This window comes from Pseudomaricurvus hydrocarbonicus (genome assembly GCF_011602365.1).
GTDB lineage: Bacteria > Pseudomonadota > Gammaproteobacteria > Pseudomonadales > Cellvibrionaceae > Pseudomaricurvus > Pseudomaricurvus hydrocarbonicus.
In genome coordinates this window covers 147,618-168,476 of sequence record NZ_JAAONZ010000003.1, presented here as the reverse complement: position 1 = coordinate 168,476, position 20,859 = coordinate 147,618, and the positions used below count along the sequence as shown (strand labels likewise).

The window sequence follows — 20,859 nt, the reverse complement described above, 5'->3', positions numbered from 1 at the left end:
CGATGGCATAGCCGCGCTTAATCGCCGATTTTCCAGCCGTTGGTGATCGGGTAACGACGGTCCCGACCGAAGCCTCTTTCGGTGATTCTGGGTCCGACCGGCGCCTGACGTCGCTTGTATTCATTCACATCCACCAGACGCAGCACCCGGTGCACAACATCCGGGTCAAAACCCTCTTCAATAATGGCGGTGGCACTGCAGTCACGCTCAACATAAAGCTCCAGAATACGATCCAGGTCTTCATAGGGGGGCAGGCTGTCTTCATCTTTCTGATCGGGCGCCAGCTCCGCAGAAGGTGGCCGCTCAATCACGCTCACCGGAATCACCTCTTCAATCGTGTTGCGATAGCGGGACAATTCAAACACTAATACCTTCGGAACGTCTTTCAGCACATCAAAACCGCCGGCCATATCGCCGTATAGCGTCGAATAGCCCACCGCCATTTCACTCTTGTTACCCGTGGTCAACACCAGATAACCTTTTTTGTTGGAAATCGCCATCAACACCACGCCGCGGCATCGCGCCTGCAGGTTTTCTTCGGTGGTGTCCCGCAATGTCCCGGCAAATTCATCTTCCAGCGCGCCCATAAAGGCTTCAAACATTGGCTCAATGGAAATCGATTGATACCTCACCCCTAAGCGCATGGCTTCATCGGCCGCATCGTTTTTACTCAGATCAGAGGTATAACGGAATGGCATCATGACCGCTTCGACCCGATCTTTGCCCAAGGCATCAACTGCAATCGCCAGGGTCAACGCCGAATCAATACCGCCGGACAGCCCCAGCACCACTCCTTTAAAACCATTCTTGTTGACGTAGTCACGAACACACAACACCAGAGCTTGATAGACACTCGCCAACCGCTCAGGCTCCGGAGTAATTTTTCCATCAAGCACAGTACACTTGCCCGCCACCACATCGAGGGAAACCGGCAGTAGCTGTTCTTTGTAACTAGGCGCCTGAACCCGAACCTCTCCTTCAGCATCCACCACCATCGAAGCGCCATCAAAGATCAACTCGTCCTGAGCGCCCACCTGGTTGACGTAAAAGATGGGCATCTGGCCTTCCCGGGCGCGATCGTGCAACAACTCACGGCGCTCACTGATTTTGCCAATGTGAAACGGCGACGCGTTTAGATTGAGCATGATTTGCGCTCCGGCCTGCCGGGCCTGGTGCATGGGCTCATGCTGCCAGATATCTTCACAAATGGTGATGGCAGCCTTGATGCCTTTCAGGCGTACCAGGCAAGGGGAATCTCCAGAAACAAAATAGCGTTTCTCATCAAATACTTTGTAATTCGGTAAGTGTTGTTTTGCGTATTCTGCGGTAATGTCACCGCCGTCAATGACCCCGGCAACGTTGAACAAACGGCCGGCCATGGTCCGTGGATACCCCAGCACCACCGCAGCTTGCAGGTTAGCGCCGCAAATCGCGTCCAGTGCACGATTGATGCGCAATTCCAGACTTTCCCGCAACAACAAATCTTCCGGTGGGTACCCCGTCAATGTCAGCTCGGGAAAGATAACGACATCGGCACTGTGCTCGGATTCGGCCTGTCGTACGGTATCGATCACCAGCTCGGTATTTCCCTGTATATCCCCGACTAAAGGGTTTACCTGGGCCATGACAATCTTTAGGGTGGGCATATCTTGCAACTCCAGTGTGATTCTTCGTTCGCCGGTGACGTCCTGTTGCATCCGTAATTGCTCATAAAATCAGCAATAGGGGTGTTGGCGTTGTTGCCACTATAGACAATCACCAGTGAGGGGCGCTATTTTCGGATAATCCAGCAGATTAAGCAAAATAAACATGACCAGCCCCAGTGTCGACATAAACTACCCTCTTCTCAAAATCTACGCTTATTACCGTACCGGCCTCAGCTGCCTGCTGTTAGCTATGTTTGGCTCCAGCCTGGCGCCAAAGATTCTGGGAACCTATGTGCCGGAGCTTTTTCTGTACACGGCTTTGGCTTATGCCGTGCTGAGTATTTTAACCTTGCTGATTCTCTGGCAGCGTCACTACAGCCCCACTAACGAGCAAATCTTTGTCATCCTGTTCATTGACATTGTCGCCCTTGTCCTGCTGATTCACGCCAGTGGCGGCTTGAACAGCGGTTTGGGCTTTCTGCTACTGGTGACGACGGCCACCGGCGGTATATGCCTTACGGCTCAGGCCAGTAACGTTCTGGCCGCCCTGGGGACGCTTCTGGTCCTGACCCAAACCCTCTACCTGATACAGGAAGGTGACGGGGACAGCCGCAACCTGTTTGCGGCGGGTACACTGGGTACCATGTTGTTTGCCTGCTCACTGCTGTTTAATTACCTCAGCAACAAGCTCCGCCTCAGCTCGGCTGAGGCGGCCTCACAGGCTGAACACGCTGCCCGCCTGCAGCAAATGGCGCAAATGATTGTGGAACGGATGCAGACCGGTATTGTGGTGGCAGCGCCCACCGGCAAGGTCGAGTTCATCAATCAGTCTGCCACCCGCCTGCTAAACTGGCCCATGAACAACCCGGCCATGGAGCTGAGCGACGTTGTGGAACTGGAAGCCCAATACCAACATTGGCAAGCAAACCCTCACGGCACCAAAACCCCGGATGTTAAAGTCGCCCATACCAACAATGAAGTGCGTTTGCGGTTTGCGGACTTAAGCACGGAGCCTCAACCTACCCAGAGGCACGAGCCTCAACGTACGCAAGCGCACAAGCGCCAGGGTTCACAACAGCAGGCCCGCCAACAGGCCTCCGAAACGCTGATTTTCGTCGAAGATGCCCGCAGCCTGCACCGCGAAGCCCAGAGCCTCAAACTGGCCTCACTGGGCCGGTTAACCGCCAGCATCGCACACGAAATACGCAATCCTCTGGGCTCTATCAGCCATGCCGGCCAATTACTGGCAGAATCCCCAAATCTGGACCCGGCCGACCGCCGCCTCACCGAAATCATTGATACCAACGCCAAACGGGTAAACCAGATCATCGAAAATGTGCTGCAACTGTCGCGTCGTCGCCCCACCAAACCCGAACCGATTCAACTCAAACCGTGGCTGCAACAGTTCATCGATGATTATTTGGAGCTCCTGCCTAAAAACGAGAGCAGTGCTACAGCGGGCACCGCCGCTCATAAATGCCCCCCTGCCATCTCGATTATCGAACTGGACAAAGACTCCCACACCCGCATCGATACCAGCCAGTTAGCACAGGTGCTCACCAACCTGATTGACAATGGGCTGCGTCACAGTCTGCAGGCAACCGGCAAGCCCCAGGTTACGTTAAAGCTGGGGATTGATTCGGTCACGGAGTTGCCATTTTTGCTGGTGATTGATGAAGGGAAAGGAATCCCCGACACCAGCTTGTCGCACATTTTTGAACCCTTCTACACCACCGAAGCCACCGGCTCCGGACTCGGACTCTACCTGTCGAAAGAATTGTGCGAGGCTAACCACGCCTCGCTGAATTACATCAAAGACACTTATAATAAGAGCTGTTTTCGTATTGATTTTGCCCACCCCAACAGGATGTTTTAACCAGTATCATGAGTTCACACACCACACACGCTTTAATCATTGATGATGAACCGGATATCCGCGAACTGCTGGACATTACCCTGTCGCGGATGGGCATAAACGTCGACTGTGCAGCCAACGTCCAGCAGGGCATAGACTATCTGACTCAAAACACCTATCACGTCTGCCTGACAGACCTGCGGCTGCCCGATGGCGACGGCATTGAAGTGGTGCGCTGGATTCAAAAACACCAGCCAGAACTCCCTGTGGCCGTCTTTACTGCCCATGGCAATATGGACACGGCCATTATGGCCATGAAAGCCGGTGCCTTTGACTTCATCTCCAAGCCGGTTGAGCTGGAACACCTGCGCCGGCTGATCAATACCGCCCTGCGCCTCGCCGAAGAAAGCAATAGCACTGCCGACAACAGCCCGCCGCTGCTGGGCAATACCCAGGGAATCACCAAACTGCGCCAACAGATTGTCAAAGTGTCGCGCAGCCTGGCTCCGGTGTACATCAGTGGCGAGTCCGGCACCGGCAAAGAGTTGGTCGCCCGCGCCATTCACTATCAGGGCGGGCGCGCCGACGGCCCCTTCATCCCGGTTAACTGCGGCGCAATCCCCAAAGAGTTGATGGAAAGTGAGTTCTTTGGCCACAAAAAAGGCAGCTTTACTGGAGCTTCCTGCGACAAGCAAGGCCTCTTTCAGGCGGCCAATGGCGGCACGTTATTTTTGGATGAGGTGGCCGACCTGCCACTGGATATGCAGGTCAAGTTACTGCGCGCCATCCAGGAAAAAGCGGTACGCCCGATCGGTGCCGACCAGGAACTTCCCGTCGACATTCGTGTTCTCAGCGCGACCCACAAGGACCTGGCTCAAGAAGTCCAGCGGGAACATTTCCGCAACGATCTGTTTTACCGCATCAACGTCATTCAAATTGACATCCCGCCGCTGCGGGAACGACAGGATGACATCGCGCTGCTAGCCAACCATTTTCTGCAGCGCTTCGCCCAGGATTGCGGCGTTAACACGCCCCACCTGGCCAGGGACACTCTGTCAGCGCTGCAGCAGTACGCCTTTCCCGGCAACGTCCGGGAATTGGAAAACATCCTTGAACGGGCCTTCACCCTCTGTGAGGCCGACACCATCCACCTGGATGACCTGCAACTGCCACGAACAGCGACGCAGCAGGCCAGCCCCGCCTCTCAGCGCAACAGCCACCACACCGATGCTATCGACTCGCTGGACGATTATCTGGAAGAAATTGAAAAAGAGGTCATCTGTGCGACGCTGGAAAAGACCAAATGGAATCGTACTGCAGCGGCGAAAAAGCTGGGTATCACATTCCGTTCGTTTCGCTACCGGCTGAAAAAACTGGGGCTGGATGCTGAAGATGATTAGAGGCAGGAATAAGCGCTGGTTAATGGCAGATTGATTTCATACTTTTGATGGAAGACAAGGCCTACCCGCACCCCTAGACTGATTACTAATGAAATGCCACGGAAGGCATTTGAGTAAAAAATCTCAGTCCAGGGAGTGGATGATGAACGCACACGGATACACTCTATCAGAGTTGATGGTGAGTCTGGTCATCATCAGTATACTGGCCTTTCTCAGCTTACCTGCGTTGACGACACTGATAGACTCCCACCATCGGCGGGTCCACACACAGGGCTTGCTGCATCAATTTCAAAAAACAAGAGCAATCGCGGCCAGTCAACATCGCAACACCGCACTTTGCCCCACCGACGAGCAGCAACAGTGCGCCTCAACCTGGGGAAACCAGCTGTTAATGTTCATTGACGAGAATTACAGTGGCGCCTACGAGGCCGACGAGGACACGGTGCAGGGAAAGTGGGCGCTGCCAAAAGGTTGGACACTAAACTGGCGGGCCTTTGGCAGCCAGAAGAAAATTACCTACACACCTTCGGGAGTTTTACTCGGGCAAAACGGCACTATGGAAGTCTGCCCGGTTTCTGCAACCGATGAGATTGGAACCTTAACGCTCAGCCGCTCTGGGCGCCCAAGACTTGGGCGCCGCCGCTATTCAGAATCACTTTGTGCAAACTGAGACCCCTGTCCAAGACGAGACAGTTTGCTTAAATCAGGTCTGACTTAAACCGGGAAATAAACAACCACAAACGGATACAACCACTGGCCGGTACTCATTTACCAACAATCACTCACCGAGCCACTGCCGCTTTCGGTTTTAACCCCGAGGTTATTCAAGGTTAAAGTTTCACAGGTGGTATCGCCGGACTGCTGATTGGTGGGCACCGCCTGCACGGTGAACGTTGTGGCCGTAGGCGTGGCGCTGAAGGAGAGATTGTACACCCCGGAGCCAGCCCCCACCGTCTCTGCCTCGGAACTGAGGCCAACGGTGGTCGCGTCATACCCCAATTGAGTCAACAGGGTCGCATACTGGTTATTGTTTACAAAAAACTGCTCTTGACGCCCGGCTACTTCTAACAAGGCCCCACGCGCGACCGAGCGGTTACTTTTTTGAACATAATTCTGGTAAGAAGGAATGGCGATGCTCGACAGCACCGCAATAATCGCGACCACGATCATCAATTCGATCAGAGTAAAACCCGTCTCTCGTCTCATACTGCAATATCCTATGTGTCATTAATGGCGTGGATCTACGCCGATCTCACGCCAATAAACATCCCAGCGAGGAAAGCCCGAGGCTTCAACAAAATTCCCGCCAGGCGTCAATACATGTTTGGGACCCACAGCCACAGGGTCCGAGCCAATGCCTTCAACGTCCAGCAGGTAACGATCGTTAGCCGCATTGGGCAGCCCCTCAAAGTTGCCTACCGACAAGTTATAGACGGCTGCGCCATCAGCCAGAGAAACCACATACAGCAAACTTTCACCGATATCAGCACTGCAGCTATTCGCACCACCCGAACCACTGGGCAGGTAAGAGGTAAATAACACCTTGCCCTCAACCACGACTGGCGACCCCAGGTTTTTCTCTGCGTCACCGGCTTCCAAATCCAACACCCAGCCATTGCTGAGCAGATTGTCGGTTGAGCAGCCGGCTTCGGAGCCCGTGACACAACTGTCGGTGATGTTTTCCAGATCGGAGACGCTCAATGTTGTTCGTGATTGTACCGTGGCATCACCACTGGCCACGAAATTGTCTTTAAGCACAAAGAAAAGATTGTCCGTGGAGGTGTCAGACTTAGGGTGAGCCCTGTCCCCACTGCCCATCACCACCAGATCTTTACGCACGCCGTTGTCCGTCACACTGACAACGTCCGGGCGGTGGAAAAACCGCAAGTCCGATCCCAGGCTGGCCATGCGGGTGGCAAACCAGTTAACGCGTTGATCATCGGCGGCATCACCATCAGTTACCGATGTCCCCTCACCCAAATCAACCCGCCACACAACACCACCGGTATCGCCCACGTAGAGGCGATCGATAATACCATTGCCGTCGGCATCGTAGGTGGCAACTTCCGACGGAATAGAGTCGTGCATATCGGCATGATTGTATTCCGTCGGTGACACGTTGGCCGTCGTCGCCCCGTGCTCCACTTTCCAGATGAGCTCGCCCGTGCGGGCGTGAACGATATAGATCGCCGCACCCTGTGCATCAGGGGCGTCAGCCGTAGCGGTGTAACTCAGATCGTCCTTGCCCACGCGACTGTCCACCAAACCATCGCCGTCACTGTCACTCCAGCCGCCATAGTAGCCTCCGGCAAAGATGACCACCGGGGTGGCATTACCATCCGCAGTGTATTTGACCCAACCCACTTTCGGTGAGGAAAAACTCAGCCCCAACTGCTCAAACCCACTCGTGGTGTTGTCAATTCTCCACAGCAGAGAAGGCGCTTCATCCGGGTTGGATACATCAAGTCCGTAATAAGAGTTCCCCCCACGGCGCAGACCGAAGTAAATATAAGCCTTGTCACAATAGGCACTGCCGACACCATAACTTCCCGTGCTCGTATCCGAACAGCCACCGGCGGCGTCCGAGCGATGATCAATGGCACCATCGCTGTTGTTATCAATCACAAAGGCCGCCGCAGCCCCGTCCACCCCGTAGGGATGGACCTCTGCAACTGCCAAATTTTTTCTCAGGGTATACACATTATCCAGCAGCTCCCGTGGCATAAAACTCCACGTTTCGGTACCCAGCTGGTCTAACATTGATGTAGCTGAAGGTGTGTCCGTACCCGCTGCAGTGTTTTTGAACTGCCGCATAAAGCCGTCGTTGGTACCCATAAAAATACGAATATCGGGGTTCAGCGCTTTATCGTATTCCGGGCTACCATCAACGTTTACATCACGACTGCCGTAATTAATCGCCAGCGGCTTGGAATGCAACACATCGGCCAGAAGCCAATTACGATACTCATTCAAGTCACTCTCCACATCATAACCGCGCAACCAGAGCAGGTTGTTCACTGCCTCTTGATCATCACCATTTTCATCCGTGTCGATAGCCGGCAAGTTCATCAAGGCTTTTAACGGTTGCAAGCTGTTAATATCCGTAGCGTCAGTCAAATCATAATCCGCACGCAACTCGACGAGACTGTTGCCTCCGGCCGCCGTACCGCTCACCACGGCCGGGTCCAGAAACATCTGTCTGGCACCGACGTCACTGTTGTTCAACCCGGGTGCCCCAGTGCGGACACCGGCAATTTTGTGCCCCGCCCCACCGCGGGTCACAGAGCGACCATCTTTGGTCGCATCAGGCTCTTCATCGGCGCGATCCGGATTCACTGCACGCAAATTATCCGGGTCTGTCCAGTAGCTCAGTGCGCTTGCAGCAATGCGTCCGTCTTCGGAACTGATCGCCTCATTACCATTCACATCCAGCACGCGGAGTTCGGTTTTCTCGGTTATAGTGCCGTCGGTGTTTTCCACGGTTTCGGTCACTTCACCGATGCGGAATTTTTTCAGGTTGCCCGGCCAGGACGGCAAGGCATCGTCATCCACTTCGAACACCGCCATGTACACGTCCCCTTGAATATCGGAACGGTTAAAGACGTTCACAGGGACCGACGAGGCCACCAGGGTACTGGAACGCACGGCAATATTCCGGAAAACATCCAGTAACTTCTTCGCCATTTGCGCGGGACTATCCCAGTCAATCAAGGGGGTGCCGGCGGCAGTCACCGCTTGGGACACCGCCTGGTTGGTACGACCGTCCGCCACAAAATAAAAGGTCACGTTCTGCTCGCCGTCGACCGTCGGATTCGTGTCTTCCCGCGACATCCATGACACCACATCCGCCAGTGCGATAGAGCTATCCCTGCCGGTATAGTAACCCGCCACATCTGCCATATCTTCGTCAATGGCACCATCAGAGTCATCGTCCTGGTTGGTCACCCCCTCAAACAAGGTGACCGCATAGGTCGCGGTACACTCATGGTTCTGGCCGTTGTCGTAAGGCGAGATGTAATTGGCCCCACTTTCAATTGACGCATCCCAGGCTACAGCCACGGTGGAATTACCGTCGCCATCACGATTGTCGGAGTGGTCCAGGTTCATCGTGTCGGTTGTCGAACCGTAATCCTTGAAGCCATTGTGGCCGTTGTAGACCCCGCCACCGTTAAGGTAGCGGTATAACTCAAAGTAGGCTTCCTTCGCCTGAAAGGTATGTGCACCCGAGCCACCGGAGGGCGAACGCACGTTATCCAGTTTGGTTAATAAGCTAGAATTACCGATGTCGGTGAAGCCGTTTAGGATATAGGCGCCGTTACTGCAGTTGGTCTGCCCTGGCCCCTCACAGCTATTGCTGCTGTCATGGTTGATCATAAACCCCACGTCAAAGCCGTCCAGCTGCGAAAACAGCCAGCGCAGGATCATGCGCAACACGTCCAGCTCATTAATCGCGGTACCGTTCGGGATCGGGGTCACGCCGTCCGACTGCAGCAGGAAGTCTGACAACAAGGGGTCGGTATCCGCTAGGCCTGAATTCATGTCATTTTTACAATCCTGATCCAGGCTTGAGCAGTAGGAACTGCCCAGGTTAGATCGGTAATCCAGAATCAACATGACTTTGGGCTGGGGTATCTCGGTCGCTCCCCCTCCTGCCGTCAGCGAATCCATATAAATTTCGGTATCGTCCGCCTGAGCCGGGTTCAGCATGGCCAGTGCTGCCCATATTGCCGAGGCCAAAACATTTTTCGCTGAAAACAATTTCACTGCTTACTCCTTCCCCAAACCTGTTAAGGCGATACGGGTAATTGCATTTGAGTATCACCATCGGTGCCCGCGGGAGCACTGCCGCCTTGCTGTGATGTTGGCACCCGCACGCCGATACCTTGCGACACTTGCGCCCGCCCGCCACGGTTGTCGCTGTTGTCGTACAACACCTTGACATCAAAATAAGCCGCGCCGTAGGCCTGCCCGCTGCCGTTACCGATACTGGCGGGTGGCGCCTTGGTCGACTCATAGTAAAACTCAGAGGTATAGGATAGATCTGTAATCCCGCTCACCAGAGCCGCAACATCGCTGTTGGAAATCGCCAGTGCCGCAGTACTGTCACAATCAGCGTCGCTATTGCCGCTGTTGCAACGCAAATAACCGACGCTGGTCACGCGGAATGAACCATCCTCGTCCCCCAACAAGTCCACCACCGCCTGAGCCCGTTGCAAAGCATCAACACGGGCCTGCTCATTGCCCGCCATATAGGCTTCAAGACGACTGCTGTCCATACTCGACACAGAAATCAATGCAATCAGGGCCAAAAAAACCAGGGCGATGATCAGCACCGCCCCTCGCTGGTGATTACGTCCATAGTTGTTCATAAACACCTCAAAGATTGAAGGGGTTGCGCAGAGTAATCGTCGTGCTGTACACCTTACGCATATAACGATCATTGGCCGCAGCCACCGTCTTTTGCCCAAGCGTATAGGCTTTATCGTTGGTGTAATTACGGACCGTATTCACTGACCGCGCCATCACATAAACTCGTGCAGACACCAACTGATCAACCTCAGCGGGGTCGTCCGTGTATTGATTGGGAACACCATCGGCATCGGTGTCGTCGCCGTATTCAATGTGTATCGTCTCAATTCCTTCAACCAAACAGCCGCTGCTGTCAGCGCCGATCGTGCCATCGCCTTGCATGACCACCCGGCAAAGGGTGGGGATACCATCGCCAACCGTGGCCGAGTAGTTTCGGACATAATAAATATTCGTCAAATACTCCCAGGCATCGACCCCGGAGCCCGCCGTTTGATCAGCAACAGTAAGCGAAGCCCCTCTTACTAACTGCAACTCATTGCCCTGGTTGGCCGAACGCAAATAAACAACCTCATCGTCAATGGTTGCAGGCGACTGAAGTGAACCGTCGTCCAGCGTCGCCTGATCCGCCACGCGCTTGATTGCCAGTACATCTGAACCCGCGGTCTGATTTTCCTGGGCAACACAGCCACCGTACAAATCCGCCGTGGCCGCAATATCGTTATTGTGCTCAATGTGGTCGTCTACATTCACCGCCCAATCATCCCCACACTGATCGATATCGGTGATCGTAGTGGTTAACAACTCATCCACATTGACGTAGCGTCCATAGAAGCCCGCCATCCCCAACTCATGAGACAACAATTGCACGGCAAAGCGGCCATTTTCCTGCATTCTGGCCGTCTCATCGTCCTGTGAATAATTTGTGCTACTTTCCAGAAATAAAACGGCCACCCCGGCACTGAGAACAATACCAAGAGTCATGGCTACCAGAAGCTCAACCAGAGTAAATCCACGCTGTTCCGTACCCATCAACACCCTTACAACTCCTTTATGTATGAGGACAGACTCAACACCTGACGATACTCATTGTTAGCGCCATACAGCCCCGTATCATCGCCGCAAGTAGAGAGCCCCGGATCACTTAAGGCCTGATAACCACGCCAGGCAATGGCCACTGTCACATATCCATTAGTATTCGTAACACACACAGAAGGTTGCTGCACACCGCCGGTTTGTACCGCCGCGTCACCAACAATCAGTACACGTGTTTCGGAAACACCTTGCAGCTCATTGACCCATTGCGCCTGATCGTGAGCCACCAGCTCCGCGGTGGTACAGCTATTGGTGGCGCAATCTTTGGTTGCCGTCAGTGCGGCATCACCCGACTTCCAGCTCATGACATAGGAGGTTAGCTCTGAGGGGTTAGAGCGCATACGCTCCATCAAGTCCTGGGCCAGGTTTGCCGCCAGTGTCCGCTGCACAGCTTCGTGACCCAGCCGCTTAGAAGACAGCTGCAACGAAATAGATCCCAAAATCCCGATTGCAATCACCAAGATCGCAATCAGCACTTCGATCAATCCCACACCCCGCTGCGACGCCAAAGCGGTACGATTCATTAAACACTTTTTCATTATGATCAACCTGGGCAGCTGGCAACATTGGTTTGCACGCGGGGGCGACCTGACGCCAACAACACCAGCGAGCGCGCATAAGTAAGGTCTGCAGACACAGGGCACAAGACAAACGTTGTTGCCGTAGCCGCACCACTGGCGGCGTACGTTAAAGTTTGATCATCATTTCTCAGAGTAAAGCCTGTCAAACCATTCACGGCGCGCAAAATTTCATCGGTACCAGCATCCACTTCCGCATCACCGTCCTCATCCACAAACACCAACCAGCCGGCCTCCCAGTTATCTCCGGAACCAGCACAAGCCGCACCGTCATCCGTACGACAAACCGTAACCGGCCTCCCTCGCTTTGACGCTTCCGTACGCGCATAAACCAGATTGGTTTGAACCAGACTTATGTTCGTTCTCACCCGATAATTCTCAATAAGGTTATTAAACGAAGGCACGCCAACCGCCAATAACACCGCAATTACGGCAAGAGCGATCATTAATTCAATCAAAGTAAATCCAGAATGTGTCTTTTTCATAGTGCTAGGTATACCAAACGTCACTTAATCTGTCGCAGAGTGAAAGATGAATGTACATGTTATCCGACGAGTGGACACCATATACAAAAAAGGCCGCTGACTGGCAGCGGCCTTTGTGATACAGATCTCATTTTAATACGGCCATCGCCTGACCACGCCTGAGCTCAGCGCAATTCCTTTGGCAGCGAAAAGCGAACATTTTCCTCAATGCCCTGCACCTCGACAGCCGGAGTCGCGCCACAATCGCGCAGCTTCTGGATCACGGCCTGCACCAACACCTCCGGAGCAGACGCACCGGCGGTAATACCCACCGCGCTTTTGCCCTGCAGCCATTCGGGTTGGATATCGTCAGCCCCATCGATCAAATACGACGTGGAGCCGCAGCGTTCGGCTAATTCGCGCAGGCGATTGGAGTTTGAGCTGTTGGGCGAGCCCACCACCAACACCAGATCATTTTCCAGAGCAAGCTGCTTGACGGCATCCTGGCGGTTTTGAGTGGCATAGCAGATGTCGTCCTTACGCGGCCCCTCAATGGCGGGAAATTTTTGCCGCAAGGCATCAATCACCCTGGCAGTATCGTCCATCGACAAGGTCGTTTGGGTGACATAGCTGAGTTTATTCGGATTATTGACCACCAGCCTGGCCACATCGGCTTCATTTTCAACCAGGTAAATGCCTCCCCCCTGAGAGTGATCGTACTGCCCCATAGTGCCTTCCACTTCCGGATGACCATGGTGACCGATCAAAACGCACTCGGCGCCCTCTTGGGAAAAGCGCGTAACTTCCATATGGACTTTAGTGACCAGCGGGCAGGTTGCATCAAACACTTTCAAGCTGCGCCGATCGGCTTCCTGACGAACCGCCTGTGAAACGCCGTGAGCACTGAAAATGACGATCACATCATCGGGCACCTCTTCCAGCTCTTCGACAAAAATGGCGCCCCGAGCCCGAAGACTGTCAACCACAAACTTGTTGTGTACCACTTCGTGACGCACGTAAATCGGAGCCCCAAACACATCCAGGGCTCGATTGACAATATCGATGGCACGATCAACGCCGGCACAAAAGCCACGCGGATTTGCCAGATTGATTTCTACTGCAGCAGTCATACTGATTGAACCTCTGATTTTCCGCCAGCAATGGTTTGGTTAAGCCAGCGCCTGCGGAAGTAAAACCCGCTTGAAAAAATCACTGACGTTAATGAGTTACTGCGGGTGCCACCTGCAGAATTTCAACTTCAAACAGGATATTACGTCCGGCCAAAGGGTGATTGAAGTCAATGGTCACTGTCTCATCGTCAAACTTGGACACAATACCCGGCAGCTCGGCTTTTTGAGCATCTGCGAAAGACAACATCAGCCCTTCGACCAACTCCACACTGTCATCGAACTGATCCCGCGGCATGACTTGCAGATTGTTCGGGTTTGATTGACCGAAGCCATCTTCGGGCTTGATCACAAAGGTATTCTTTTCACCTGCGCCCATGCCAGCCAGCGCCCGCTCAAAGCCCGGCAACAAGTTTCCATCACCCACCACAAAGGAGGCCGGCTTGGTGTTGAAATTGGAGTCAATCACTTCACCATTTTCGAGCTTCAGGGCAAAGTGCAGAGTGACTTCCGTACCCTCGCCAATAACTAAACTGTTCATATCAATACTTCACTTACTTCATAATTTGATTATAGAGAGCGTCGGGTCAGGCCCTGCTTGATCTTCACTTCGGCTCTGGCGTCGCGACGGCTTTTTTACCGGAGCGAAAAGAGTCCACAATCAACATGCCCGCCCCCACACAAATGGCACTGTCGGCAAGGTTAAACGCGGGCCAAAAGTGATCCCGATAATGCACCACAATAAAGTCCACCACATACCCCAGCACCGCTCGGTCATAGAGATTACCAATAGCCCCACCCAGCACCAGAGCCAGAGCCATCAGCTCCCAGCGCTTGGAGGCATCGAGCCGCGCCATCCACCACACAAGGACACAACTGACCACGGCGGCAACAGCACCAAAAAACCAGCGCTGCCAGCCCCCGGCATCACTCAAGAAGCTGAACGCCGCCCCCTTGTTATGCAGCAGGGTAAAATTAAAAAAATCGGTAATCACCCAGGGCACGCCGTAGGTAAAATTCTCACTGACCCAATTTTTACTGAGCTGATCCAGCACAATGATTAATGCTGCCAGACCGTACCACTTCCACACCGATTTATTCACTGTCATAAAGTTTTCAACTATCAGAAACGATCAGCCGCCCAATCAGGCAAACTGACGCTTTTCACCGTCACCGGCAACATTTTCGACACAGCGACCACAGATATCTTCATGCTCAGGTTGTGAGCCAACATCTTCTCGCACATGCCAGCAGCGCGCACACTTGTCGCCATCCGCTTTCGCCACCAGCACAGACAATCCTTCCACGTCCGTCGCTTCGGCACCTGCAACATGAGCGGTAGAGACCTTGGCCCCTGAGGCAATCAGCACAAAGCGCAACTCATCCTGCAGAGCACTTAACTGCTCTGCCAGCTCACCGTCGCAGCACAAAGTGATATCGGCTTCCAACGATCCGCCAATCACACCTTCGCCCCGCTTGGATTCAATCACTTTGTTGACCGCATCCTTCACACCGGCAATAAACGTCCAGTACTCACCCGCCATCGCCGCGTCTTTTGGCAATCTTGGCAAATCATACCACTCGGCGACAAACACATTGCCGGAGCGATCGCCAGGCATTTGCTCCCACAGTTCGTCAGCGGTAAAACTCAGGATCGGAGCAATCCAGCGGGTAAAGGCTTCAATGATATGGTAAAGCGCCGTTTGAGCCGAGCGGCGGGCCACACTGTCTGACTTGGTGGTGTACTGGCGGTCTTTGATGATATCCAGATAGAAACCACCCAGATCCACCACACAGTAGTTGTGCAGCTTTTGATAAATACTGTGGAAGTTGTAGCCGTTGTAGGCGGCAATGATCTCCTCCTGCAACTGAGCAGCACGCTCCATGGCGAAACGGTCCAAAGACAACATGTCTTCCGGCTGCAAAACATCGGTTGCCGGATCAAAACCGTTCAGATTCGACAGCAGGAAGCGTGCCGTGTTGCGAATCCGGCGATAGGAATCTGCCGTACGCTTGAGGATTTCGTCAGAAACTTTCATCTCGCCACTGAAATCCGTCGCCGCCACCCACAAACGCAGCACGTCTGCACCCAGCTCATTCACCACTTTTTGTGGCGACAGCACATTACCCAGCGACTTGGACATCTTGTGCCCCTTGTCGTCCACCACAAAACCATGGGTCAATACCTGCCTGTAAGGGGGTACACCGTTCATGGCCATGGAGGTTTTTAACGAAGACTGGAACCAGCCACGGTGCTGATCGGAACCTTCCAGATACAGGTCTGCCGGGAAACGCAGGTAATCCCGTTTTTCCAACACCGCGTTATGGGTCACACCCGAGTCAAACCACACGTCCAAAGTGTCCGTCACTTTGGAATACAGCTCAGCCTCATCACCCAACAGTTCTGCCGCATCCAGCTCGAACCAGGCATCAATGCCCTGCTGTTCAACTTTCTTTGCGACCGCTTCGATCAGACGACCGGTTTGAGGGTGCAACTCCTGGGTTTCCTTGTGCACAAACAAGGCAATGGGAACCCCCCAGGTGCGCTGACGAGAGATACACCAGTCAGGGCTGGAGTCCAGCATACTGTCGATTCGGGCACGCCCCCAATCCGGAATCCACTGCACACCGTCGACCGCCTGTTTCACTGCCCCCAGCAAATTGTTCTTGGTCATGCTGACAAACCATTGTGGTGTCGCACGATAAATCAACGGGGTTTTGGTGCGCCAGCAATGGGGATAACTGTGGGTCAACTTGGTTTGATAGAGCAAGGCACCACGCTCTTCCAGGGTGGACAGGATTTTCTCGTCCACCTTGTACACATGATCGCCCGCAAACAGCTCCACATCCTGACGATAAAGACCGTTGTCATCGACATAATTCAAGGTGCCGATGCCGTATTTGGCACCCACATTAAAATCGTCAACACCGTGATCCGGCGCAGTGTGAACACAACCCGTACCGGCGTCGGTAGTGACGTGCTCACCCAGCAGAACCGGCAATTGCTTGTCGTAGAACGGGTGCTGCAACTTCAGGCCTTCCAGCGCCTGTCCCTGCACGCGTCCCACCACGCGATAACCTTCAATACCGGCACGCGCCATGACCGACTCGTACAGGGCTTCGGCCATCAACAGGCGCTCGCTGCCCGCCTGCACCACCACATAGTCCAGATCGGCATTCAAGCTGACCGCCTGACTGGACGGCAAAGTCCAGGGAGTGGTGGTCCAGATCACCACCGACACATCCCCTTCACCGCTCAACTCGGGAACCGCTTGAGAAAACACTTCCAAGTCCACCACCTGGTAGCGCACGTCGATGGAACTGGACACCTTGTCCTGATATTCCACCTCCGCTTCCGCCAGCGCAGAGCCACCCACCACACTCCAATACACTGGCTTGAAGCCTTTGTGCAGGTGGCCATTCTCAACAATTTTACCCAGTGAGCGAATAATGTCGGCTTCGAAACCAAAATCCATAGTCAGGTAAGGGTTGTTCCACTCCCCCAAAACCCCGAGGCGCACGAAGTCTTTTTTCTGTCCGTCCACCTGACGTGCAGCGTAGTCGCGACACTTCTGGCGGAAGGTTTTAAAATCCACTTTCGCGCCAGCCTTACCGACTTTTTTCTCAACATTGTGCTCAATCGGCAAGCCGTGACAGTCCCAGCCCGGCACATAAGGGGCGTCATAACCACTCATGGTTTTGGACTTGACAATGATGTCTTTGAGAATTTTATTGACCGAGTGACCGATGTGAATATCACCGTTGGCGTATGGAGGGCCATCGTGAAGAATAAACTGCTCCCGACCGGCACGGGCAGCACGAATGGCTTCATAGAGCTTTCCGTCCTGCCACTTTTTCAACATGCCAGGTTCACGCTGAGCCAGATTGGCTTTCATGGCAAACCCTGTCTTGGGGAGGTTTAACGTCGGTTTGTAATCGGTCATAGTTCCAACAATTGTCGTTTGATGCTCAACGCGGGCTTCGCTCGTAAACGGCTCGGATCGATGAACCTTGGAGAAGCAACGCCTTGAAGATCGGGCTTTTAATATTTCGACCTAAGGCGGAGCCCCGGCCAACGTTTCAGATAACTTTTCGGCTACTGTTCAGTGTTGTTTTCGAAGTACTTGGCACAGCACTTTCAGCAACCTCACAGCAGCTTCAATAAACTCACAATACTGCTCAAAAACTCATAGTACTTTCCAAAAAACGGACAGTACTTTTCAACAAACGGATACTACTTGCAGCGGCCAGCCGTGACAGGCTAGACCGTGGATTCCAGGGCAAAGTACGCCTTCGCCTCATCAATATCCCGATAAATCTGTGCTTTCAGCAGATCTACCGAAGCAAATTTTTTCTCTTCCCGCAGCTTGTGCAAAAATTCTACGGTCAGGATTTTGCCGTACAGCGAGCCCGTAAAGTCCAACAGATGAACCTCCAGGATCGGCTTGATCTTTTCGCCAATGGTGGGGCGGACCCCCACATTGGCCACGCCATCGCAAACACGCCCATCCGGCAAGGTGGCGCGCACCGCAAACACGCCCTGCAACGGGGAACGATAGCGCTGCAAATGCACATTCGCCGTCGGCACACCCAGGGTGCGTCCCAGCTGCTGCCCGTAACCGACATGCCCACTGATGGTGTAGGGCTTGCCCAACAGCCGGGCAGCCTCTTCAAAATTTGCCAGCTCAAGCTGTTTGCGAATCCGGGTACTGCTCACCCGCTCGCCGTCCACCTCAAACGTGTGGGTATCACACACCTCAAACCCCTGTTTTTGCCCCGCTTTCGCCAGGTAGCTGTACCCGCCACAGCGATCCTTGCCAAAGCGGAAGTCGTCACCCACGATCAGGTGTTTGACCCCCAGGCCGTCGACCAGAATCTGCTGCACAAATTCCTCTGCCGAGAGGGAGCGCAGCGCCTGGTTGAACTGCAGGCAGCAGACCCGATCAATGCCCGCCTCGAACAGGGCAAAGGCCTTTTCCCGCAACCGCATTAACCTTGCCGGGGCCTGCTCTGCGGAGAAAAACTCATGAGGTTGAGGCTCGAACACCACCACCACAGAAGGCAAATTGAGTTCAGCGGCTTTTTCCGTCACCTGCCGGATAATCGCCTGGTGACCCAAATGCACGCCGTCAAAGGAGCCTATGGTAACCACACTGCCGTGATGTAAAGGGCGCAGGTTATGCATTCCGCGAATAAAGTGCTGCTGAATTTGGTTCACAGGCTGGCTCAATTGAATTTACGTTCCCGGGCAGTTATGTCCATCATCGGCGGCCACCGAACTCACCAGCGGTGGCAACTAAGAGAAAAACCTCGAAACGGCCACAGCAAGATACTGGCGGGCAGCTCGAATACCCCGATATACAGACGCCGAAGTATACCTCAGATCAGGCCCTCGGGTTAAGTGGCCCAGATCTCAGCGCCAAGCAACGCTTGCGCCTGTTGCAGCCCCCGGACCATCAATGCGCCCCGCGAAAGTCCCGCAGACGCATCCCTGCAGCCAACAAGACCGAGCCGTAGACAACCAACCCGGTCACACACAACAGCGCCAGGGCCACAACTCGCTCTGACCAGAGCCAATCCGCCCAACCCGTCAGCCGTGACATCACCCACAGCAGCGCCACTGCCATCGCCAGATTCGCCACCAACAACTGGAGGATTACCCTGCCCCAGGGCGAAACTGACCGATACACCCCCTGCCTCGACAAACCACGCCACAACAACCCCATGTTAATGAACGCTGACGCAGAGGTCGCCAGCGCCAGCCCCACATGACCAATATTCCAGAGAAAGTAGAATGGCAGCACAAACACCAGATTCAGCACCATGTTGCTGACCATGGCAATTACGCCGATTTTGACCGGCGTTTTCATGTCCTGACGAGCGTAATAACCCGGCGCCAACACCTTAATCAACATAAACGCCACCAGCCCGAGCGCATAAGCCCGCAAGCTGAGGGTGGACATGGCGATGTCCTCAGGCAGTGTTTTGCCGTATTGAAACAGTGTGGTCAAAATGGGTTGAGCCAGGATAATCAGCGCCACCGCCGCCGGCAAGGCAATCAGCAACACCGTTTTCACCGCCCAATCCAGGGTTTGAGAAAACTTAAGCGGGTCTTCACTGGCGTTCTGACGAGACAGGCCCGGCAAGATCACAGTCGCAATGGCGATGGCAAACACACCCAGCGGCAACTCGGCCAAGCGGTCTGAGTAGTACAGCCAGGAAACGCTGCCAGTGGGCAAAAAAGACGCCAACACCGTATCCAGCAACAGATTAATCTGACTGACCGACACCCCAAAAATTGCCGGTGCCATTAAGCCCAGAATGCGTTTGACCCCGTCATCCTGCCAATCCACCTTCGGCCTCGGCATCAACCCCAACCGCACCAGAAAAGGCAGCTGGAACAGCAGCTGAATCACCCCGGCCGCCAATACCCCCCACGCCAGCGCCATCACCGGTGGATCAAAATACGGGGCCGCCAACACCGCGGACGAAATCAAAGCCACATTCAACAACACCGGGGTAAAGGCAGGCACCGCAAAGCGGTCATAGCTGTTGAGAATCGCGCCGGCAAAGCCGGTCATTGAGATCAACAGCAGATAGGGAAAGGTAATTCGAATCATGTCCGATGCCAGCGGAAAACGCACCGGATCATTCAGAAAGCCGGGGGCAAATACGGCCGTCAGCACCGGCGCCCCGATCATCGCCAGCGCGGTTAACAACGTCAGAGTCAACCCCAGACAGCCGGCCACACGATCCAGCAACCCCCTCACCGCCGCCACACTGCCCTGCGCCCGATATTCCGACAACACCGGCACAAACGCCTGTGCAAACGCCCCCTCGGCAAACAGGCGACGCAAAAAGTTGGGTATTTTAAACGCCACAAAGAAGGCATCAGCCCCCGCTTCTGCGCCAATGAAGCGGGCAAAAACCACATCCCGCAGCAACCCCAGCACCCGCGACAGCATGGTCATAACCCCGACCACGGCACTGGACCTCAACAAGCCCGGCGGCTTTGGCAATTCCGGGGCTGTTATCACCTCGCCGTTATCCGGCTCTTGATCCTTGCCTTGCAAGCTCATCTCCAATCGCACACTCAAAATAAGAAAAACAACCCGCCGCCGGCTTTTCACCAAAACCCACTGCGTGCAGTAAAAGCCCGAAGTGTAATGTAAGCCCCGCCCCTGGGCCAGAAAGCCTGAACCTCCAACACCTGATTTGCCGGTGTTTTTCTTGCCTCTGCCCTCCACCAGACCTACAACAGCCCTACAACAGCCACGGATTCCACCCTCAGCCCTGTCTTTTTAGCCACTGCTCACCCACAACGAACTTCAGCCATGAAAGAAACAGCGAGCTTGACATCCAGGCTCCAGCCAAATACTGTACATCC

At 54.2% G+C, this 20,859-nt stretch carries 16 protein-coding genes; 3 read left to right on the top strand and 13 right to left on the bottom strand.

All coding sequences use genetic code 11. The features are described from left to right. Nucleotides 1–17 precede the first annotated feature (17 nt). Nucleotides 18–1,646, bottom strand: a complete 1,629-nt coding sequence (locus G8770_RS05320; protein WP_167182800.1) for an NAD+ synthase — start codon at nucleotides 1,644–1,646, stop codon at nucleotides 18–20. Between the two features lie 163 nt (nucleotides 1,647–1,809). Here G8770_RS05320 and G8770_RS05315 point away from each other — a divergent pair, with 163 nt between their 5' ends. The 3 genes from G8770_RS05315 to G8770_RS05305 all read left to right on the top strand — a co-directional run bounded on the left by G8770_RS05315 (nucleotide 1,810) and on the right by G8770_RS05305 (nucleotide 5,571). Further along, complete coding sequence (locus tag G8770_RS05315) at nucleotides 1,810–3,522, top strand: two-component system sensor histidine kinase NtrB (RefSeq protein ID WP_167182797.1); 1,713 nt, start codon at nucleotides 1,810–1,812, stop codon at nucleotides 3,520–3,522. An 8-nt stretch (nucleotides 3,523–3,530) separates the two neighbouring features. Continuing rightward, nucleotides 3,531–4,901: a sigma-54-dependent transcriptional regulator gene (locus G8770_RS05310; protein ID WP_167182794.1), complete on the top strand. Its 1,371-nt coding sequence runs from the start codon at nucleotides 3,531–3,533 to the stop codon at nucleotides 4,899–4,901. A gap of 109 nt (nucleotides 4,902–5,010) precedes the next feature. Then, nucleotides 5,011–5,571: a GspH/FimT family pseudopilin gene (locus tag G8770_RS05305; RefSeq protein WP_167182791.1), complete on the top strand. Its 561-nt coding sequence runs from the start codon at nucleotides 5,011–5,013 to the stop codon at nucleotides 5,569–5,571. A 98-nt stretch (nucleotides 5,572–5,669) separates the two neighbouring features. Here G8770_RS05305 and G8770_RS05300 read toward each other — a convergent pair whose 3' ends face one another. From G8770_RS05300 to murJ, 12 genes are all read right to left on the bottom strand, one after another. Continuing rightward, nucleotides 5,670–6,107, bottom strand: coding sequence for a type IV pilin protein (locus tag G8770_RS05300; protein WP_167182788.1), 438 nt, complete (start codon nucleotides 6,105–6,107; stop codon nucleotides 5,670–5,672). Between the two features lie 21 nt (nucleotides 6,108–6,128). After that, nucleotides 6,129–9,665 (bottom strand): pilus assembly protein, encoded by a 3,537-nt coding sequence (locus tag G8770_RS05295; protein ID WP_167182785.1) that lies wholly within the window; start codon nucleotides 9,663–9,665, stop codon nucleotides 6,129–6,131. Nucleotides 9,666–9,688: 23 nt separating this feature from the next. Further along, nucleotides 9,689–10,270, bottom strand: coding sequence for a pilus assembly PilX family protein (locus tag G8770_RS05290; protein ID WP_167182782.1), 582 nt, complete (start codon nucleotides 10,268–10,270; stop codon nucleotides 9,689–9,691). Nucleotides 10,271–10,277: 7 nt separating this feature from the next. Beyond that, nucleotides 10,278–11,240 carry a PilW family protein gene (locus G8770_RS05285; protein WP_167183617.1) on the bottom strand — a complete coding sequence of 321 codons (963 nt, stop codon included), beginning with the start codon at nucleotides 11,238–11,240 and terminating at the stop codon, nucleotides 10,278–10,280. An 8-nt stretch (nucleotides 11,241–11,248) separates the two neighbouring features. Then, nucleotides 11,249–11,842 (bottom strand): type IV pilus modification protein PilV, encoded by a 594-nt coding sequence (gene pilV / locus G8770_RS05280; RefSeq protein WP_167182779.1) that lies wholly within the window; start codon nucleotides 11,840–11,842, stop codon nucleotides 11,249–11,251. A 5-nt stretch (nucleotides 11,843–11,847) separates the two neighbouring features. Further along, nucleotides 11,848–12,366, bottom strand: a complete 519-nt coding sequence (locus G8770_RS05275) for a GspH/FimT family pseudopilin (RefSeq protein WP_167183614.1) — start codon at nucleotides 12,364–12,366, stop codon at nucleotides 11,848–11,850. Nucleotides 12,367–12,530: 164 nt separating this feature from the next. Then, nucleotides 12,531–13,475: a 4-hydroxy-3-methylbut-2-enyl diphosphate reductase gene (ispH, locus tag G8770_RS05270; protein ID WP_167182776.1), complete on the bottom strand. Its 945-nt coding sequence runs from the start codon at nucleotides 13,473–13,475 to the stop codon at nucleotides 12,531–12,533. Nucleotides 13,476–13,563: 88 nt separating this feature from the next. Further along, nucleotides 13,564–14,013, bottom strand: a complete 450-nt coding sequence (locus tag G8770_RS05265; protein ID WP_167182773.1) for an FKBP-type peptidyl-prolyl cis-trans isomerase — start codon at nucleotides 14,011–14,013, stop codon at nucleotides 13,564–13,566. A gap of 64 nt (nucleotides 14,014–14,077) precedes the next feature. Then, nucleotides 14,078–14,581, bottom strand: a complete 504-nt coding sequence (gene lspA / locus G8770_RS05260; RefSeq protein WP_167182770.1) for a signal peptidase II — start codon at nucleotides 14,579–14,581, stop codon at nucleotides 14,078–14,080. Between the two features lie 36 nt (nucleotides 14,582–14,617). After that, the gene (gene ileS, locus G8770_RS05255) at nucleotides 14,618–17,416 is read right to left on the bottom strand and encodes an isoleucine--tRNA ligase (protein WP_167182767.1); all 2,799 of its coding nucleotides are present in this window, start codon (nucleotides 17,414–17,416) and stop codon (nucleotides 14,618–14,620) included. Between the two features lie 317 nt (nucleotides 17,417–17,733). Continuing rightward, nucleotides 17,734–18,657: a bifunctional riboflavin kinase/FAD synthetase gene (ribF, locus tag G8770_RS05250; RefSeq protein WP_167183612.1), complete on the bottom strand. Its 924-nt coding sequence runs from the start codon at nucleotides 18,655–18,657 to the stop codon at nucleotides 17,734–17,736. A 271-nt stretch (nucleotides 18,658–18,928) separates the two neighbouring features. Beyond that, nucleotides 18,929–20,551 carry a murein biosynthesis integral membrane protein MurJ gene (gene murJ / locus G8770_RS05245; RefSeq protein WP_167182765.1) on the bottom strand — a complete coding sequence of 541 codons (1,623 nt, stop codon included), beginning with the start codon at nucleotides 20,549–20,551 and terminating at the stop codon, nucleotides 18,929–18,931. Nucleotides 20,552–20,859 lie beyond the last annotated feature (308 nt).

Excerpts from the sequence above, each read along its gene's own strand:
- G8770_RS05320 (WP_167182800.1), bottom strand. The coding sequence starts at position 1,646 with ATGCCCACCCTAAAGATTGTCATGGCCCAGGTAAACCCTTTAGTCGGG.
- G8770_RS05315 (WP_167182797.1), top strand. The coding sequence starts at position 1,810 with ATGACCAGCCCCAGTGTCGACATAAACTACCCTCTTCTCAAAATCTAC.
- G8770_RS05310 (WP_167182794.1), top strand. The coding sequence starts at position 3,531 with ATGAGTTCACACACCACACACGCTTTAATCATTGATGATGAACCGGAT.
- G8770_RS05300 (WP_167182788.1), bottom strand. The coding sequence starts at position 6,107 with ATGAGACGAGAGACGGGTTTTACTCTGATCGAATTGATGATCGTGGTC.
- G8770_RS05290 (WP_167182782.1), bottom strand. The coding sequence starts at position 10,270 with ATGAACAACTATGGACGTAATCACCAGCGAGGGGCGGTGCTGATCATC.
- G8770_RS05285 (WP_167183617.1), bottom strand. The coding sequence starts at position 11,240 with ATGGGTACGGAACAGCGTGGATTTACTCTGGTTGAGCTTCTGGTAGCC.
- pilV (WP_167182779.1), bottom strand. The coding sequence starts at position 11,842 with ATGAAAAAGTGTTTAATGAATCGTACCGCTTTGGCGTCGCAGCGGGGT.
- G8770_RS05275 (WP_167183614.1), bottom strand. The coding sequence starts at position 12,366 with ATGAAAAAGACACATTCTGGATTTACTTTGATTGAATTAATGATCGCT.
- ispH (WP_167182776.1), bottom strand. The coding sequence starts at position 13,475 with ATGACTGCTGCAGTAGAAATCAATCTGGCAAATCCGCGTGGCTTTTGT.
- G8770_RS05265 (WP_167182773.1), bottom strand. The coding sequence starts at position 14,013 with ATGAACAGTTTAGTTATTGGCGAGGGTACGGAAGTCACTCTGCACTTT.
- lspA (WP_167182770.1), bottom strand. The coding sequence starts at position 14,581 with ATGACAGTGAATAAATCGGTGTGGAAGTGGTACGGTCTGGCAGCATTA.
- ileS (WP_167182767.1), bottom strand. The coding sequence starts at position 17,416 with ATGACCGATTACAAACCGACGTTAAACCTCCCCAAGACAGGGTTTGCC.
- ribF (WP_167183612.1), bottom strand. The coding sequence starts at position 18,657 with ATGCATAACCTGCGCCCTTTACATCACGGCAGTGTGGTTACCATAGGC.
- murJ (WP_167182765.1), bottom strand. The coding sequence starts at position 20,551 with ATGAGCTTGCAAGGCAAGGATCAAGAGCCGGATAACGGCGAGGTGATA.